We start from the raw sequence: 15,650 nt of genomic DNA on the forward strand, positions 1-15,650 counted from the left end.
CCGCTCGGCCGGTCAGAAGCTCTGACCCCTCGGCCAGGGTCGCCGCGCACGCGGGACGACCCCGGCCCGGGCACGGGACGGGGCGCGCCCCCGGGGGGGGGGGGGGGCGGGGGGGGGGGGGGGGGGGGGCGGCGGCGGGGCGCCCCCGGGGGGGGGCCGCGGGGGGGGGGGCCCGGGGGGGGGTGGGGACCGGCCCCCGTTCTGCCCCGCGGCCGGGCCCCGCGGGGGGGGGGGGGGGTGTGGGGGGGGGCGCCCCCCCCCGGGGGCCCCCCCCCCCGCCCGCCCCCCCCACCGCGCCGGTCAGCGGTTCGACGCGCGGCGGACGAACGCCGCCAGGTCCGCCGCCTGCGCCACCCGGGACTCCGGGTGGATGTACATCATGTGGCCCGCCGGGTACACCCGGGTCTCGATGCGCTCGCGGTAGGACGCCGGGATCGCCATCTGGTCGAGGCTGTACTCGATGGCCTCGACCGGCACGCCGCCGTCGTACCGGCCCATGGCGATGTGCACCTGGAGGTGCGGGTTGAGGATCATCGCGGTGGCGAGCCTGTCGGCGACGTCGACGGCCTTGCCCTCGAACTCCTTGTACGACCACGGGTACACGTGGTGGGACAGCACCTCGTAGACCGCGTCGTGCTCGTACCCGAGCTCGCCCCGCAGGTAGTGGTGCAGCGCGGCCGTGTAGGGGCCGGAGATGGCCGTGATGAACGGGTCGTACGGCATCTGCTCGTGGATGTAGTGGTCCGCGGGGCCGGTGAACCGGGTGTCGAGACGACCGGTGACCAGGCGCCGCGCCCGCAGCAGCTCCGCGTAGACGCGGGTGTGCTCCAGGCGCAGGTTGGCGCGGTCCACGTAGTCCTCGCCCAGCCCGGTCAGGGACGCGATCTTGGTGACGGCGGCGGCGCGCTCGTCGTCGGGCACGCGCGCCCCGCGGGCCAGCACGGAGGCGTAGGTCCCGGCCCAGTCCCGGGCCTCGGCCACGACGTCGTCGAGCGAACGGTCGCCGAGGAGGCCGTGGTAGTGCGCCGTGGCGGCGTACACGGGCAGGAACAGCGGGTGCGGCAGGTTGGAGTGCTCGCCGTCGAACAGCGCCTCCATGTTGAGCGCCGGGGCCACGAGCATGACGCCGTTCAGGAACAGGCCGAACCGCGTCTGCAGGTACTCGGCCAGCCCCGCCCCGCGGGTGCCGCCGTAGGACTCGCCGATGAGGAACTTGGGGCTCATCCACCGGTCGTGCCGGCTCGTCCACAGGCGGATGATCTCCCCGACGGACTCCAGGTCGCCGGTGAACCCGTGGAACGGCGTGGCCGGCTCGCCCTCGGCGGCGCGGGAGTAGCCCGTGGAGACGGGGTCGATGAACACCAGGTCGGAGACACGCAGCAGCGTCTCCGGGTTGTCCACGAGCCCGTAGGGCGGCGCCGTCAGCCGGCCGACGTCGCCCGAGTCGACGCGGCGCGGGCCGAGCACGCCGAGGTGCAGCCACACCGACGACGACCCGGGGCCGCCGTTGAAGGCGAAGGTCACGGGGCGGGAGGTCACGTCGGCGCCGTCGAGCGTGTAGTACGTGATCGAGACCTCGGCCTTGGGCCTGCGGCCGTCGTACTTCTCGTCCTTGACGACCTCCTGGCGCAGCACGATGCGGCCGGTCGTCGCCGAGTAGGTGAGGTCGCCGTCCGGGGTGTGGAGGGTGTGCCGCGTGGTGACGAGGTCGTCGGCAGGCTCCGGTTTCTTCGTCCCCGCCACGTCGCCCGACGCCGTCGTGGTGGTCTCGGTCTGCTCGCTGCTCGTGCTCTTCTCGTCGGTCACGTGGGGAACCTATCGCGTGGGTCTGTGCACCTCCACGGGTTTGCCCCGGGTGCACGGGCGGCGTTGCATATGAGCAACAAACAACCGATACGAATGCGAACCAGCTAGAAAGACGACAGCATGCACTGTGTAGTTGGCGTCGCCAAGCAGTCTGCGAGCTTGCCGTTCTGTTGGCAGAATCCAACACGAGAGGTAGGCAATGCGATTGCATGGTCAGTGCTGGGCGCCATCCGAAGAATCGCGGTGATCTGCGACCTGCCGCAGTCCATCGATGTGGTGCCGGTACACAACGGGCACCGCTGGGGCATGCTGGAATTGTGCGGTGCGACCGAGGCGATCTGGTCCACGCCGCGTGACGCCGACAACCATGCGCGGCGCCTGCTCAGGTTCGTGGCGCGGCACATGCATGACGGGGAGGGCTGATATGCCGGTGTACGAATTCACGATGGTCCTCGACAGGGACGTCTCGGACGCTGACTACGACCGGCTCTTCGAGGCCGGCCTCGACGACAGCTCTCCAGGTTCCGAGGGTGGCCGGGGGTACGTCGCCGTGACGCGTGAGGCCCCTCGCCTCCTCGATGCGATCGTCTCGGCGGTCCACGATGTAGTTCGTGCCGGGCTGCGTCCGGTGTCGATCGTGGACGAGGACCTGGTGACGCTCGGGCAGATCGCCGAGCGCGCAGGCCGCACCCATGAATCCGTTCGGCTTCTCGCCGCAGGTCGTCGTGGACCAGGTGGATTCCCGGGTCCCGTCGGTTCGGGCAAGGCCTCGCTCTACTCGTGGGCCGAGGTGTCGGACTGGTTCGCCGAGAGGCTCGGTCTCGCCGTCCAGGCCCATGACGCGGACGCGCGGCTTCTCGCCGCCGCGTCGCACATCCTGCGCGCACGTGCGCTCGCACCGTCCGAGGACCTGGTGCTGCTCGCGTCTGCCTGAGCGATCGGAAAACCCCTTGCGGTGATGGCAGCTCCTCGTCAAACTGGTTTGTAGTGCAAACTAGTTTGAAGGGTGAGGCGATCACTATGGCGAGCGACCCGACGTCGGGCACACCGGACGGACCCGACCGCCCCGGGGGTGTCGCGGGGCTGGACCCCGCCGAGACCCTGCGGATGATCCGGGAACAGCAGGAACGTGCCCGGGACGCCACGGAGCCGGACGGGCGACTGCTGTTCGGCGCCTGGGGCCTCGCGTGGCTCGTCGGCTACCTGGCCATGTGGACCACAGCGCGCGAGACCGGGACGCCGGCGGGCTGGGCAGGCTGGGTGCTCGCGGGCTGCATCGTCGGTGCGATGGTCTTCACCATCGTGCACAGCATCACGCGCACCTCCGGGACCCGTGGTGCGAGCGCCCGGATCGGCGCCCTGTACGGGTGGACCTGGTTCCTCGCGTTCATGGCCTTCGGAGTGATGCTGGGCGCCATGGGTGACGCCGGGGCGTCGCCCGAGGTGATGGCTGTCGCCGCCAACGGGTTCGCGTGCCTGATCGTCGGCCTCATGTACATCGCGGGTGGCCTCCTCTTCGGGGCGCCGAGCATGGCGGCCGCGGGCGGCTGGATGCTGGTCGCCGCCGTGCTCGCCGCGTTCGCGGGCATGCCGGACACCTACCTGGTGATGGCCGTCGCGGGTGGCGGCGGATTCCTCGCCATGGCCGTGGTGGAGCACGTGTTCCGCGTCAGGCGCCGATCACCCGGGGCCGTCCGGGGGAGGGAGGGCGGTGGGCGGAGTGCCTGACGACCTCGACCCGGTCATCCACGCGCCCGCGCGCCTGCGGGTCGTGGCCTCGCTCGCGGCCCTGGGCCGCGGGGACGAGGTGGCCTTCCCGAAGCTGCGCACGCTGCTGGACATGACCGCCGGGAACCTGTCGACCCACCTGCGCAAGCTGGAGGACGCCGGGTACGTCCGCGTCACCAAGACGCACGAGGGCAGGATGCCCGCGACGTACCTCGCCCTCACCGACACCGGCCGCACCGCGTTCGCGGACTACCAGGCGGCCCTGATGGACCTGTTGAAGGGAGCACAGGAATGAGTGCGGTAGAGGTCAGCGGGGTGACCCGGCGCTTCGGCGACGTGGTGGCCCTCGACGACGTCTCGCTGGAGGTGGGGGAGGGTGAGCTGGTCGGCCTGCTCGGCCCTAACGGGGCCGGCAAGTCCACGCTGCTGTCGCTGGTCAGCGGCCAGCGGCGGCCCGACACCGGGGTGGTGCGCCTGCACGGCCACGACCCCCGCGACGCCCGGGCGCGCACCGTGCTGGGCCTGACCCCGCAGGAGACGGGTCTGCCGGCGACGCTGCGCGTGCGCGAGGTGGTCGACTTCGTCGGCGGGCACTACCCGCACCCGGTGCCGACGGACGAGCTGCTGGAGCAGTTCGGGCTCGCCGACCTGGGCAGGCGGCAGACCGGATCGCTGTCCGGCGGGCAGAAGCGGCGGCTGGCCGTGGCGCTCTCGCTGGTCGGCCGGCCCCGCGTGGTGCTGCTCGACGAGCCCACCACGGGGCTCGACGTGTCCGGCCGCACCGCGCTGTGGGACGCCATCCGGGAGTACCACGCCGGCGGGGGCACCGTGCTGCTCACCTCGCACTACCTGGAGGAGGTGCAGGCGCTCGCCGAGCGGGTCGTCGTCATCGACCGCGGCACCGTGCTCGCCGACGACTCCCTGGAGAACATCCTCGGCCGGGTGGGCGTGCGCCGTGTGCAGCTCACCGACGCCACGGGCGCACGGCAGGAGCACCTCGTCGCGGACTCGGACGCCTTCGTGCGCGACCTGGTCCGCTCCGGGGCGGAGTTCCGGGACCTGGAGATCCGCGGGGCCTCGCTCGAGGAGGCGTTCGGCCAGCTCGTCGACCCCCGCACGACCGAGGGAGCAGTGCGATGAGCGCGAACGAGGCACCTGACCTGACCGCCCCCGCGGGGCGGACCCGGCCGTTCTGGGTGCTGTCCTGGCTGCACCTCAGGTACCAGTTCCTGGAGACCGTCCGGATCCCGATCGCGGTGCTCGGGAACGTGCTGTTCCCGTCGCTGTCGATGTTCTTCTTCGTGGTGCCCCAGGAGGCGGTGGCCGGCAACCCGTTGTTCGCGACGACCGCCGTGGCCGGCCTCGGGCTGTTCGCCGTGTGCTCCGCGAGCCTCTTCACCTACGGGCTCGGCGTGGCCGAGGACCGGCAGCTGCCGTTCTACCCGTTCCTGCGCTCGCTGCCCGCCGGACCCGGACCGCAGATGGTGGCGCGCGTGCTCAACGGCGGCATCTTCTCGCTGTTCGGCCTGCTGCCGCTGATCCTCATCGGCTGGCTGTTCACCGCGGCCACCGTGACCGCGGGCCAGCTCCTCGCCGGCATCGGCACGATCCTGGCGGTGTCCGTGCCGTTCGTGCTGCTCGGCATGGCCATCGGCTACCGGCTGTCGGCCAAGGCGGCGCTGCCCGTCGTGCAGATCATCCTCTTCCCGCTGGCCTTCGCGGGCGGGCTGTTCCTGCCGCCGCAGATGTTCCCCGGCTGGCTCGACGCGATCTCGCGGGCCACGCCCACCCGCGCGGGCCGGGACCTGCTGGTCCAGGCCACGACAGGGGTGGAGGCGTACGCCCTGGCGCTCCCGGTGCTGGCCGGGTGGACGCTGCTGTTCGTGGTGCTGGCGGTCCTGTCGTACCGCGGTGACGAGGGCCGCCGGTTCCGCTAGACCGGACCGGGCGTCGTCCGCAGCGTGAGCACGCCGCGGACGACGCCGCCCGGCCGGTCAGGACGAGACGATCGGCAGCATCCGGGTCGCCTGGCGCCCGGGAGCCTGTGCGGCGGACTCGGCCGCGACCGCGTTCTCGAGCACCTCGACCCCGGACACCTCGTAGCCCGCCTCGTCCACGGCGTCGCGCAGGGGCGCCTCCGCGAGCGGCAGCTTCGAGATCACGTGCACCATCGACGTCTCGCCGGCGTGCAGCTCGACGGTGACGTCCTGGACGTCGGGCACGCCGCGCAGCTCGTCGGTCACGGCGGACACGCAGTGCCCGCAGGTCATTCCGGTCACGGCGAGCTTGGTCACGGTGGTCATGTGGTCTCCTCTGGTCACGGGCTGGTCGGCGTTCACATGCGGACGAGGCGGGCGATCGCCTCGGAGGCTTCCTTGACCTTGGCGGCGCCCTCGTCGTCGGACGCCTTGGCCGCGTCCACCACGCAGTGCCCCAGGTGATCCTCCACGAGGGCGAGGCTCACCGCCTGCAGCGCCTTGGTGACGGCACTGACCTGGGTGAGCACGTCGATGCAGTACTCGTCCTCGTCGATCATGCGCGCGATGCCGCGTACCTGCCCCTCGATCCGGCGCATCCGCTTGAGATACCCCGGTTTGTCGGAGGCGTAGCCGTGCGGCCCGTCGTGGTCGTGGTGGTGGTCATCAGCCTGTCCGACGGCGGCCTCGGTCGCCTCGGTGGTCTCCGTCGCCTCGGTCATCCCACAATGACATACCCCTCGGGGGTAGTGCGTCAAGTGGGTGGCCGTGACCTCGGTCGCCGGGTCACGCTCCGGTCAGCGGGTCAGGTTGCCGATGACGATGCCGACGACGGCCACCGCGGCCCAGAGCACCAGCCCCCACCGCCACCACAGGTTGAGCGAGAGCTTGCCGGGCGCGTCGAGCTGCATGGCCTCCTCGTCCGACAGGGGTCGCACGGCCCAGCCCGCCTCGGTGGCCGTGGCCAGGCTGTACCGCAGGCCCCAGGAGACCCGGAGCAGCCAGAACAGGTGGAAGTAGGAGTACCGCAGCACCAGGGCTCGCCCCGCGTCGAGCGGTGCCGTCTTGCTCTTGCTGCCCCAGCCGAAGAAGACCATGGTCAATCCCTCTGTCTCGAACCACGCGCACCGTGCACGAGGCGAGCAGAGCGTGACAGACGCGCGGGCGCCGGTCAGTGGGGAGAACTCCCCACCGACCGGCCGGAGTGGAACGCCCGGGCGCTACCGCGCGGCGGCGGCCGCGCGGGCGGCGGCCGGGAGGGCGTCCAGGATGCGGGTGACCGCGGCGTCGTCGTGGGCGGCCGAGACGAACCAGGCCTCGAAGACCGACGGCGGCAGGTTGATCCCGGCGTCCAGCATGGCGTGGAAGAACGGCGTGTACCGGTAGGTCTCGGCCGCCTGGGCCTGCGCGTAGTCCCGCACGCCCGACGCCGCGGCCAGCGGGCCGAAGAACACCGAGAACAGCGAGCCCGCGCGCTGCACGCGGTGCTCGACGCCCGCGGCGGACAGCGCCTCGCCCACGGCGTCCGACAGCACCCGTGAGACCTCGTCCACCCGGGCGTACACGGCGTCGTCGGCCAGGCGCAGGGTGGTCAGGCCCGCCGCCACGGCCACGGGGTTCCCGGACAGCGTGCCCGCCTGGTAGACGGGTCCCAGCGGGGCCAGGTGGTCCATGACCGACGCCGCACCGCCCAGCGCGGCGACCGGCATGCCGCCGCCGATGACCTTGCCGAACGTGAACAGGTCGGGGGTGTAGCCCGCGCCACCCTGCGCGCGCAGCGCGTCGTTCTCCACGCCCCACCAGCCGGCGGGACCCACGCGGAAGCCGGTGAGCACCTCGTCCATGACGAACAGCGCCCCGTGCGCCGACGTGATGCGGCGCAGGCCCTCGTTGAAGCCCTCGGCCGGCGGCACCACGCCCATGTTCGCGGGTGACGCCTCGGTGATGACCGCGGCGATCTCCGAGCCGCGCTGCGCGAACGCCGCCTCGACGGCCGCCAGGTCGTTGTAGGGGAGCACCAGCGTCTCGGCAGCGGTCGCCTCGGTGACACCCGCGGAGCCCGGCAGGGCGAGCGTCGCGACGCCGGACCCGGCCTCGGCCAGCAGCGCGTCCATGTGCCCGTGGTAGCAGCCCGCGAACTTGACGACCAGCGGCCGGCCGGTGACGCCGCGGGCCAGGCGGATCGCCGTCATCGTCGCCTCGGTGCCCGTCGACACGAGGCGCACGCGCTCGGCGGCAGGCACCCGGCGGCGCACCTCCTCGGCGAGCTCGACCTCGGCCACGGTCGGGGCGCCGAACGACAGCCCGCGCGCGGCGGCGTCCTGCACCGCGCCGACGACGTCCGGGTGCGCGTGGCCCAGCAGCGCCGGACCCCACGAGCCCACCAGGTCCACGTACTCGCGCCCCGCGACGTCCGTGACGTACGGCCCCCGGGCCGACGTCAGGAACCGCGGGTCGCCGCCCACGCTGCCGTAGGCCCGGACCGGTGAGTTCACACCGCCCGGGATCGCGCCCTGCGCGCGCAGGAACGCCGCATGGTTGGCCTCTGGCGTGCGGCGCAGCCCCTGCGCCTCGACGGTGTCTCGGTTCTGCTCGGTCACTTGATCCACTCCGCGATCTCCAGGGCCCAGTACGTGAGGATCACGTCCGCGCCGGCGCGCTTGATGCTCGTGACCGACTCCAGGACGGCACGGTCACGGTCGATCCAGCCGTTCGCCCCGGCCGCCTCGATCATCGCGTACTCGCCCGACACCTGGTACGCGGCCACGGGCACGTCGCTCCGGTCCGCGACGGCGCGCAGCACGTCCAGGTACGACCCGGCCGGCTTCACCATGACCAGGTCGGCGCCCTCGGCGAGGTCCAGGTCGGCCTCGCGCAGGCCCTCGCGGGCGTTCGCGGAGTCCATCTGGTACGTCTTGCGGTCGCCCGTGAGCTCCGAGTCCACGGCCTCGCGGAACGGCCCGTAGTAGGCGCTCGCGTACTTGGCGCTGTAGGCCAGGATGCTCGTGTCGGCGAAGCCCGCGTCGTCCAGCGCGTCCCGGATCATCGCGACCTGGCCGTCCATCATGCCCGACGGCGAGATGACGTCCGCCCCGGCCTTCGCCTGGGCCACGGCCATCGAGGCGTAGCGGATCAGCGTCGCGTCGTTGTCCACAGCCCCTGTGGACGTCAGCACGCCGCAGTGCCCGTGGTCGGTGAACTCGTCGAGGCAGGTGTCGGCCATGAGCACCGGCGTGGGTGCGCCCGGGGCCAGCCCCTCGTCCAGCGCGGCACGGGCGGCCCGCAGTGCCCGCTGCAGGATGCCGTCGGGTGCGTCGGCCTGCGAGCCGTTCCCGTCCTTGACGGCCGGGATGCCGAACAGCATGACGCCGCCCAGCCCCGCGTCGCGTGCGGCGCGCACGGCCTCGACCAGGGACTCCTCGGTGTGCTGCACCTGGCCCGGCACGCTGGTCAGCGGTGCGGGTTCGGTCAGGCCCTCCTTGACGAAGAGCGGCAGCACCAGGTCGGCGGGGTGCAGGCGGGTCTCGGCCACGAGGCGGCGCATGCCCGGCGTGGCGCGCAGACGACGCGGCCGGTACACGATCCCGGTGGTGCTCACGGTGTCCTTCTTTCTGTCTGGTGCATCAGATGCTGACAAGTGCTTCGGTGACGGCGTCGGCCAGGGCCGCGTCCGTCGGCTCCGCGGCGACGGCGAGCACCGTGTGCCCGACGGCGCCTGCTGCGCGGGCCGACGGCTCCCCGATCGCGACCACCCGCTGCGGGCCGAGCTGGGCGGCGACCTGGCGGGCGGCCGAGCCGGAGGCGACCACGACGGCGTCGTAGCGCCGGTGCAGCTCCGGCGGCAGCTCGTGGGCGACGGTGCGGTACGCGGTCACGACGTCGACGGTCCAGCCCTTGGCGACGAGGCCGGCCCGCAGTGTGCCGGACGCGAGATCACCGAGCGGCAGCAGGACCCGCCTGGCGTAGGCGTTCTCGGCGGGGGTGTTCTCGGCGGGTGCGGCCGGGAAGGCGTCGGCGAGACCGGCACCGGTCGCGGTCCCGGGCACGAGGTCGACGGTGACACCGCGCGCCTCCAGCGCCTGGCGCGTCGCCGGGCCGACGGCGGCCCACCGGACCGGTCCGGTCCGCGACGCGCCGGCCGAGGTGTGGCTCGGTGCAGGGCCCGGTGCAGGGCTCGGCGTGTCGGCCGGCGTGTCGGCTCGGAGGAGGTCACCTGCGCCCAGGTGGGTTGCGCCGAGTAGACGTTGTCTACCGTGCGCAACCGAGTCCCCCGCAGGGGTGTTACCTCCCGGCAGGGCCGGGGTGTCCGCGGGCTCGGCCGGGCCGAGCAGGGCGTCCACGGCGTTCACGCTGGTGATCGCGACCCAGGCGTAGCCGCCCGCGGCGACGAGGTTGCGCGCTGCGTCGAGCTCGGCCGGGTCCTCGACGGTGGCCCGCTCGATCACCGGAGCGGCGACCGCGTCGAGCCCGCGCTCCCGCAGCAGCGCGAGCAGCGCGACGGAGCGTTCCGGGGACCGGGCGACCAGCACGGTGGGCCGAGCGGCCGACGGGGGGACCCGCTCGGTCACGCCTTCTCCGGCACCGACGCGCTCAGCGGTGCGAGCCGCTCGGCGCCGTCGGCGAGCAGGTGCTCGGCGACAGCCACGCCGAGGGCTCGGGCGGCGGCGTCGATGGTCTCGGGGGCGACGTCCAGGGAGAGCCGGGTCTCCGCGGTGCGCGACATCTGCTCGGAGCCGTCCACGGCGGCCACGACGGCCCGCAGCCCGAGCGCCGTGCCGGACACCGTGGCGTGCGCACCGACCGGGGCGGCGCAGCCGGCCTCGAGCCGGGCCAGGACGGCGCGCTCGGCGAGCACGGCGAGGCGGGTGGGGCGGTGGTCGAGCAGGTGGATCGCCTCGGCGAGGTCGGGCGCGCGGGGCGGGGTGCCGGGCTCCGACGCGATGTCCGCGGTCCGCACCTCCACGGCGAGCGCACCCTGCCCGGGGGCCGGCGCGACGACGTCGACGTCCAGGATCTCGCTGATGACGTCCGTGCGGTCCAGACGCGACAGGCCCGCGTAGGCGAGGACGACGGCGTCGAGGTCGGCGTCGGGGCCGAGCGCCCGGTTGAGCCGGGTGCCGACGTTGCCCCGGATGTCCACGACGTCGAGGTCCGGGCGGGCGGCGCGGATCTGCGCGGCGCGGCGCGGCGAGCCGGTGCCGACGCGTCCGCCGTGGGGAAGCGTGGCGAGCGTCAGGCCGTCGCGTGCGCACAGGGCGTCGCGCGGGTCCTCGCGCTCGGGCGTCACGAAGGTGAGGCCGTCCGCGGGCGTCGTCGGCAGGTCCTTGAGCGAGTGGACGGCGACGTCGCAGCGCCCGTCCAGCAGCGCCTCGCGCAGCGCGGTCACGAAGACGCCCGTGCCGCCCAGGCTCGCGAGGCTCCCGGTCTTCACGTCGCCCTCGGTCCGGATGTGCACCAGCTCGACCGGCCGGCCGGTCAGCTCCTCCAGGCGCCGGGCCACCAGACCGCTCTGGGTGGTGGCGAGGGCGCTCGCGCGGGTACCGAGGCGGATCGGCGCGCGATCGCCCGGGGTGCTTCCGGGGGTGCTGACGGAGAGGGGGGTCGGGGTCACCAACCCAGTCTCCACCCGAACCCCCGCCCGGAGGAAACCGGGGCGCCCGGACGGGCCGATCTCACATCCTTGCTGGCGAACTGTCAGAACACCGTGTCAGAACCCTGGTCCGAGGCGGGCCGGAGACGCTTGCGCCGACCGCGCGAACCGGTGCCCGGCTCAGCCGGCAACCTGGGCCCGGAGCCGTTCGGCCGTGCGCCGCGCATGCCCGACGATCGCTGCCAGCCCCGTGCCCGCGATCCAGCCGCCCGTGACGTCGAGGCCCGGCTCGGCCCGTACCGCCGTCTCGAACTCCTGGACCGCGGCCCGGTAGGCCGGCGTCGGCGGGGGCAGTGCGCCGTCCCAGCGCTGGTGCAGGCTGTCCCGCACGCGCCCGGTCAGGTCCACGCCCAGCAGCGCCGACGCATCACGGGCGGCCTCCTGCGCGGTGGGTTCCGGCGTCGGCTCGCCCATGCGCCCGTAGCTGAGGCGCACCACGTGCACCCCCGGTCCGACGGCGTCCCGCACCCGGCGGGCGAGCCACGGCCACTTCGCCGTCGCATGGGTCAGCGCCTTGGCCCGGACGGCGCCCGGCGCGGTGCCCGGGGCCACGAGCATCCCCGACCCCCGCGGCGCCGCGTCGAGCTCGGGCGCGTCGAGGAGCAGCGTGACGAGCCAGATGTCGGCCCCGCGCTCGGGGCTCGCGGGGGGCACCAGCGCCCGAGCCGCGACGTCGGTCCCTTGCACCGAGATCGGTCCATCCGCGGACCGATCTCGGTGCAAAGGACCGATCTCGGCGCTGGCGCTCGGCAGGGGACCGAAGTCGGTGCGGGTCGCCAGCACCAGACGGGGCGTGCGCAGCAGGGTGCCGTTCGCCGTGCGCACCAGCCAGGCGGGGCCGGCCTGCCGCTTGGTGCCACCGGCGGCATCCGCGGCATCCAGGCGCTCGGCGCCGCCCACCCGTTCCACGCCGTCCACCCGCGCCCCGAACCGCACGTCCAGCCGGTCCACGAGGACGTTCACCAGGGCGTGCACCCCTCCGTCGATCCCCCGCACCGCGGACCCGGGCGGCGCCGCGGCCCGCAGCGCCGCCACGGCGCGGGACAGCGACCCGGTACGGGCGTACGCGTCCAGCAGCCCGGGGGCGACGGCGGCGACGTCGAGCCGGTCGAGCGGTGCCGAGTGCACGCCGGCCGCGACCGGCGTGACCAGCCGGTCGGCGACCCGCGCGCCGAGCCGCGACCGGGTCAGGGTCCCGAGGTCGGTCGGGTCCACCCTCCGCGCGGGCAGCACCCGGTCGAGCGAGGCCCGCAGCACGCCGGGCCAGCCGATCGCGCGGCGCACGTCGGCGGCCCACGGCCGTGCGGGGATGCCCAGGACACCGCCCGCCGGCAGCGGGAACGCCCGCTCGGCCGCGTACCCCCAGGCGGAGAGGCCGGCGGGCGCCTCGACGGTCAGCCCGAGCTCGGCGACGAGCCGCTCCACGACCCCGCCCCGCACGGCGAAGGACTCCGCCCCGAGGTCCAGGGGCACACCGGGCAGCGACCGGAACGACCCGCCGCGGATCGGTCCGCCCGCCCGGTCGGCGGCCTCCAGCACGACGACACGCAGCCCGCGCTCCGCGAGCGTGTGCGCGGCGACCAGCCCGCCGATCCCGGCCCCGACCACGACGGCGTCGGCAGCCTCGGCGGCAGGCCCGGCCCCGGCACCAGTCCCGGCTCCAGCAGCACGCCCGGCTCCAGCAGCACGCCGGGCCTCAGCAGCACGCCCGGCGTCCGGAGCACCCGAGGGCGTCGTCGTGCCGGAGGAGGTCACAACGAGTGGACCAGCTCGACCACGCGGGTCAGCACCGTCGGGTCGGTGTCCGGCGGCACGCCGTGCCCCAGGTTGACCACGTGTCCGGGCGCCTTGAGCCCGCGCGAGACGACGTCGCGGACGTGCGCCTCCAGCACGTCCCACGGGGCGCCCAGCAGCGCCGGGTCGATGTTGCCCTGCAGCGGCACGCCCGGCAGCAGCGCCGCGGCCTCGTCGAGCGGGGTCCGGTAGTCGATCCCCACGGCGTGGTCCGGCACGCCCGCGGTGACCAGCACGTCCCGCAGGGCCGGCAGCAGGTGCCCGGTGCCCGTGCCGAAGTGGATGGCCGGCACGCCGCTGCCCGCGACGAACGCCAGCGCCCGGGCCGACGACGGCGCGACCCGCGCCGTGTAGTCCGCCAGGGACAGCGACCCGGCCCAGGAGTCGAAGAGCTGTACGGCGCTCGCACCCGCCTCGACCTGGGCCCGGAGGAACGCCCCGGTGAGGTCGGCGGTCCAGGCCACGAGCGCGTCCCAGGTCTCGGGGTCGGCGTGCATCAGGGTCCGCGCCGCGAGGTGGTCGCGCGACGGGCGGCCCTCCACGAGATAGGCCGCCAGCGTGAACGGCGCGCCGCCGAACCCGAGAAGCGGCGTGGACCCCAGCTCCGCCACGGTCAGCGCCACGGCCTCGCGGATCGGCTCCAGCGCGGCGTCGTCCAGGCCGCGGGAGGTGAGGCGGGCGACGTCGTCGGCCGTGCGGTAGGGCTGGTCCATCACGGGCCCCACCCCCGGCGCGATGTCCACGCCCACGCCGGCCAGCTTGAGCGGCACCACGATGTCCGAGAAGAACACCGCGGCGTCCACCCCGTGCCGGCGCACCGGCTGCAGCGTGATCTCGGCGGCCAGGTCCGGGCGCAGGCAGGCCTCCAGCATGCCCGTGCCCCGGCGCACCTCGCGGTACTCGGGCAGGGAGCGGCCGGCCTGCCGCATGAACCAGACGGGCGTCCGGCCCGGGCGTTCACCCCGCAGGGCCTGCACCAGGGGTGCGGCAGAGGTCCGCCCGTCGGTGAGCGGGTGGGCGGGCGCGAGGGTGGTGGACTTCACGCTTCACGATTCTGCCCTGCCGGGCCAGGGTGCATAAAGTTGGAGCACTGTGGTTCTCCTCTCCCTCACCGCCAGCCACCGCGAGCTCGACCTCGACGCGCTGGAGCGCCTGTCCACGGGTTCGTCGTCAGTGGGTCGTGTCGTCGTGGGTACGTGCGGCCCCGTCGCGGGCGCCGTCGTGATCTCCACGTGCAACCGCTTCGAGCTCTACCTCGACGTCGACGCGCCGCTCAGCGGCGACAGCGTGCGGCACGCGACCCGGCACGTGGCCGAGCTGGTGGCGCACGCCTCCGGCGTCACGGGGGAGGTCGCCGCGCGCAGCTTCACCGTGCGCACGGGGCCGGAGGTCACCGAGCACCTGTTCGCCGTGGCGTCGGGCCTGGACGCGATGGTCGTGGGCGAGCGTGAGATCGCCGGCCAGGTCAAGCGGGCGCTCGCGGAGGCCCGCGAGCAGGAGACCACCTCGAAGACCCTGGAGCTGCTCTTCCAGACGGCGTCCCGCACCTCGAAGCGGGTCGGCACCGACACCGAGCTCGGTGCGGCCGGCCGGTCCGTCGTGGCCCTCGCCCTGGACCTCGCCGAGCGGGAGCTGCCGCCGTGGGACGGCACCCGTGCGGTGCTCATCGGCACGGGCTCGTACGCCGGCGCCTCCGTGGCGGCCCTGCGGGCGCGCGGCTGCGACGACATCCGGGTCTACTCCCAGTCCGGCCGCGCCGCGGCCTTCGCCGCGTCCCACGACGTGCAGCCCGTGGACTCCCTCGTCGAGGCGCTCGCCGACGCCGACCTGGTGGTCAGCTGCAGCGGCGCCCGGGGGCGCGCGCTCGCGGCCCGGGCCGAGCAGCCGGACCAGCCCGCCGACCAGCGGCAGGCCGCAGGGCACGACGAGCACCTCGCCGCGGTGGTGGCCGGCAACTTCGGCGCCCCGGCCGTGCTCCCGCACCTGACGACCGACGCGGGCCCCGAGGCGAGCCTCGGCCACGTCCTGGACGCCGCCGCCCTGGTCCGGGCGCGCGAGCGTGCTGCCGACCGGGCGGGCGACGAGCCGGAGCCCCGTCCGCTGGTGATCCTCGACCTGGCGCTGCACCGCGACGTCGACCCGGGTGTCGCCGACGTGGAGGGCGTGCTGCTCTACGACCTCGCCACGCTCAAGGCGCACGCGCCCGCGGTGGCCCGCGACGTCGTCGCCCAGGCGCAGGACATCGTGGACGCCGCCGCCCAGCGCTTCGAGGAGACCCGCCTGGGCCGGGAGGCCGACGCCGCGGTGGTCGCGCTGTTCGACGAGGCGGAGGTCCGGGTCCGGGTCGAGGTGGCCGACGCCGTCGCGCGCCTCGCCGACGAGCTGGCCGCACGCGGCGAGCCGGCCCCGCAGGACTCGGACGTCGATGCCATCGCCCGTGACGTGCGCAAGCGGGTGCACTCCGAGCTGCACGACAGGATCGTCGAGGTCCGCGCCCGGGCGACCGCAGAGGCGCGGGCCGCGGAGGCCGCGCTGGTGCAGGGTGCCGAGGCCCTGACGGTGGAGGCGTCCGTACGGCGAGACGCCGGATCGGCACCACGCCGATAACGCCTTAGCGTCACGCTAAGGAACAAGCCGGGCGGACCGGTTCTAGCGGTCCAATCAACCCATCGTTATCGAATCGTGATGAGGGTGAT

17 protein-coding genes are annotated in these 15,650 nt (G+C 74.3%); 7 read left to right on the forward strand and 10 right to left on the reverse strand.

Translation table 11 applies throughout. The features are described from left to right. Positions 1-300: 300 nt before the first annotated feature. The gene (locus ACIBBF_RS18945) at positions 301-1,806 is read right to left on the reverse strand and encodes a S10 family peptidase (protein WP_397416322.1); all 1,506 of its coding nucleotides are present in this window, start codon (positions 1,804-1,806) and stop codon (positions 301-303) included. Positions 1,807-2,022: 216 nt separating this feature from the next. Between ACIBBF_RS18945 and ACIBBF_RS18950 the strand changes: the two genes are divergently transcribed. The 6 genes from ACIBBF_RS18950 to ACIBBF_RS18975 all read left to right on the forward strand — a co-directional run bounded on the left by ACIBBF_RS18950 (position 2,023) and on the right by ACIBBF_RS18975 (position 5,471). Further along, positions 2,023-2,229 (forward strand): hypothetical protein, encoded by a 207-nt coding sequence (locus ACIBBF_RS18950; RefSeq protein WP_397416324.1) that lies wholly within the window; start codon positions 2,023-2,025, stop codon positions 2,227-2,229. A gap of 22 nt (positions 2,230-2,251) precedes the next feature. Further along, positions 2,252-2,740, forward strand: coding sequence for a hypothetical protein (locus ACIBBF_RS18955; protein ID WP_397416326.1), 489 nt, complete (start codon positions 2,252-2,254; stop codon positions 2,738-2,740). An 86-nt stretch (positions 2,741-2,826) separates the two neighbouring features. Then, positions 2,827-3,534: a hypothetical protein gene (locus ACIBBF_RS18960; protein WP_397416328.1), complete on the forward strand. Its 708-nt coding sequence runs from the start codon at positions 2,827-2,829 to the stop codon at positions 3,532-3,534. Further along, on the forward strand, positions 3,527-3,829 hold the full coding sequence (locus ACIBBF_RS18965; RefSeq protein WP_397416330.1) for a transcriptional regulator: 303 nt from the start codon (positions 3,527-3,529) through the stop codon (positions 3,827-3,829). The genes ACIBBF_RS18960 and ACIBBF_RS18965 overlap by 8 nt, the downstream gene beginning before the upstream one ends. Beyond that, positions 3,826-4,674, forward strand: coding sequence for an ABC transporter ATP-binding protein (locus tag ACIBBF_RS18970; RefSeq protein WP_397416332.1), 849 nt, complete (start codon positions 3,826-3,828; stop codon positions 4,672-4,674). Before ACIBBF_RS18965 ends, ACIBBF_RS18970 begins: the two co-directional genes overlap by 4 nt. Next, positions 4,671-5,471, forward strand: a complete 801-nt coding sequence (locus ACIBBF_RS18975) for an ABC transporter permease (RefSeq protein WP_397416334.1) — start codon at positions 4,671-4,673, stop codon at positions 5,469-5,471. Before ACIBBF_RS18970 ends, ACIBBF_RS18975 begins: the two co-directional genes overlap by 4 nt. A 57-nt stretch (positions 5,472-5,528) precedes the next feature. On the opposite strand, the gene ACIBBF_RS18980 is transcribed toward ACIBBF_RS18975, so the two are convergent. The 9 genes from ACIBBF_RS18980 to hemE all read right to left on the reverse strand — a co-directional run bounded on the left by ACIBBF_RS18980 (position 5,529) and on the right by hemE (position 13,997). Beyond that, entirely contained in the window at positions 5,529-5,837 is a 309-nt protein-coding gene (locus ACIBBF_RS18980) for a heavy-metal-associated domain-containing protein (RefSeq protein ID WP_397416337.1), read from the reverse strand. Between the two features lie 32 nt (positions 5,838-5,869). Beyond that, positions 5,870-6,232, reverse strand: a complete 363-nt coding sequence (locus ACIBBF_RS18985; RefSeq protein ID WP_397416339.1) for a metal-sensitive transcriptional regulator — start codon at positions 6,230-6,232, stop codon at positions 5,870-5,872. Between the two features lie 75 nt (positions 6,233-6,307). Further along, complete coding sequence (locus ACIBBF_RS18990; protein ID WP_397416342.1) at positions 6,308-6,607, reverse strand: hypothetical protein; 300 nt, start codon at positions 6,605-6,607, stop codon at positions 6,308-6,310. Between the two features lie 123 nt (positions 6,608-6,730). Then, positions 6,731-8,110 (reverse strand): glutamate-1-semialdehyde 2,1-aminomutase, encoded by a 1,380-nt coding sequence (gene hemL, locus ACIBBF_RS18995; protein ID WP_397416344.1) that lies wholly within the window; start codon positions 8,108-8,110, stop codon positions 6,731-6,733. Next, entirely contained in the window at positions 8,107-9,054 is a 948-nt protein-coding gene (hemB, locus tag ACIBBF_RS19000; RefSeq protein WP_397416585.1) for a porphobilinogen synthase, read from the reverse strand. The genes hemL and hemB overlap by 4 nt, the downstream gene beginning before the upstream one ends. A 79-nt stretch (positions 9,055-9,133) precedes the next feature. Continuing rightward, entirely contained in the window at positions 9,134-10,078 is a 945-nt protein-coding gene (locus tag ACIBBF_RS19005; protein WP_397416346.1) for a uroporphyrinogen-III synthase, read from the reverse strand. Beyond that, positions 10,075-11,121, reverse strand: coding sequence for a hydroxymethylbilane synthase (gene hemC / locus ACIBBF_RS19010; RefSeq protein WP_397416349.1), 1,047 nt, complete (start codon positions 11,119-11,121; stop codon positions 10,075-10,077). The genes ACIBBF_RS19005 and hemC overlap by 4 nt, the downstream gene beginning before the upstream one ends. Before the next feature lie 159 nt (positions 11,122-11,280). Beyond that, positions 11,281-12,915, reverse strand: a complete 1,635-nt coding sequence (locus ACIBBF_RS19015; RefSeq protein WP_397416351.1) for a protoporphyrinogen/coproporphyrinogen oxidase — start codon at positions 12,913-12,915, stop codon at positions 11,281-11,283. Further along, positions 12,912-13,997: a uroporphyrinogen decarboxylase gene (gene hemE, locus ACIBBF_RS19020; protein WP_397416353.1), complete on the reverse strand. Its 1,086-nt coding sequence runs from the start codon at positions 13,995-13,997 to the stop codon at positions 12,912-12,914. Before hemE ends, ACIBBF_RS19015 begins: the two co-directional genes overlap by 4 nt. 49 nt (positions 13,998-14,046) lie before the next feature. On the opposite strand from hemE, the gene ACIBBF_RS19025 reads away from it, so the two are divergent. Next, entirely contained in the window at positions 14,047-15,561 is a 1,515-nt protein-coding gene (locus ACIBBF_RS19025; RefSeq protein WP_397416356.1) for a glutamyl-tRNA reductase, read from the forward strand. The last annotated feature ends 89 nt before the right edge of the window (positions 15,562-15,650 follow it).

The organism is Promicromonospora sp. NPDC050880, from assembly GCF_044456525.1.
In the GTDB taxonomy this organism is placed as follows: Bacteria; Actinomycetota; Actinomycetes; order Actinomycetales; family Cellulomonadaceae; genus Promicromonospora.

Coding starts and splice junctions, on each gene's coding strand:
- ACIBBF_RS18960 (WP_397416328.1), top strand. CDS start 2,827: ATGGCGAGCGACCCGACGTCGGGCACACCGGACGGACCCGACCGCCCC.
- ACIBBF_RS18975 (WP_397416334.1), top strand. CDS start 4,671: ATGAGCGCGAACGAGGCACCTGACCTGACCGCCCCCGCGGGGCGGACC.
- ACIBBF_RS18955 (WP_397416326.1), top strand. CDS start 2,252: ATGGTCCTCGACAGGGACGTCTCGGACGCTGACTACGACCGGCTCTTC.
- ACIBBF_RS18980 (WP_397416337.1), bottom strand. CDS start 5,837: ATGACCACCGTGACCAAGCTCGCCGTGACCGGAATGACCTGCGGGCAC.
- ACIBBF_RS18970 (WP_397416332.1), top strand. CDS start 3,826: ATGAGTGCGGTAGAGGTCAGCGGGGTGACCCGGCGCTTCGGCGACGTG.
- ACIBBF_RS18985 (WP_397416339.1), bottom strand. CDS start 6,232: ATGACCGAGGCGACGGAGACCACCGAGGCGACCGAGGCCGCCGTCGGA.
- hemB (WP_397416585.1), bottom strand. CDS start 9,054: ATGCGCCGCCTCGTGGCCGAGACCCGCCTGCACCCCGCCGACCTGGTG.
- ACIBBF_RS18990 (WP_397416342.1), bottom strand. CDS start 6,607: ATGGTCTTCTTCGGCTGGGGCAGCAAGAGCAAGACGGCACCGCTCGAC.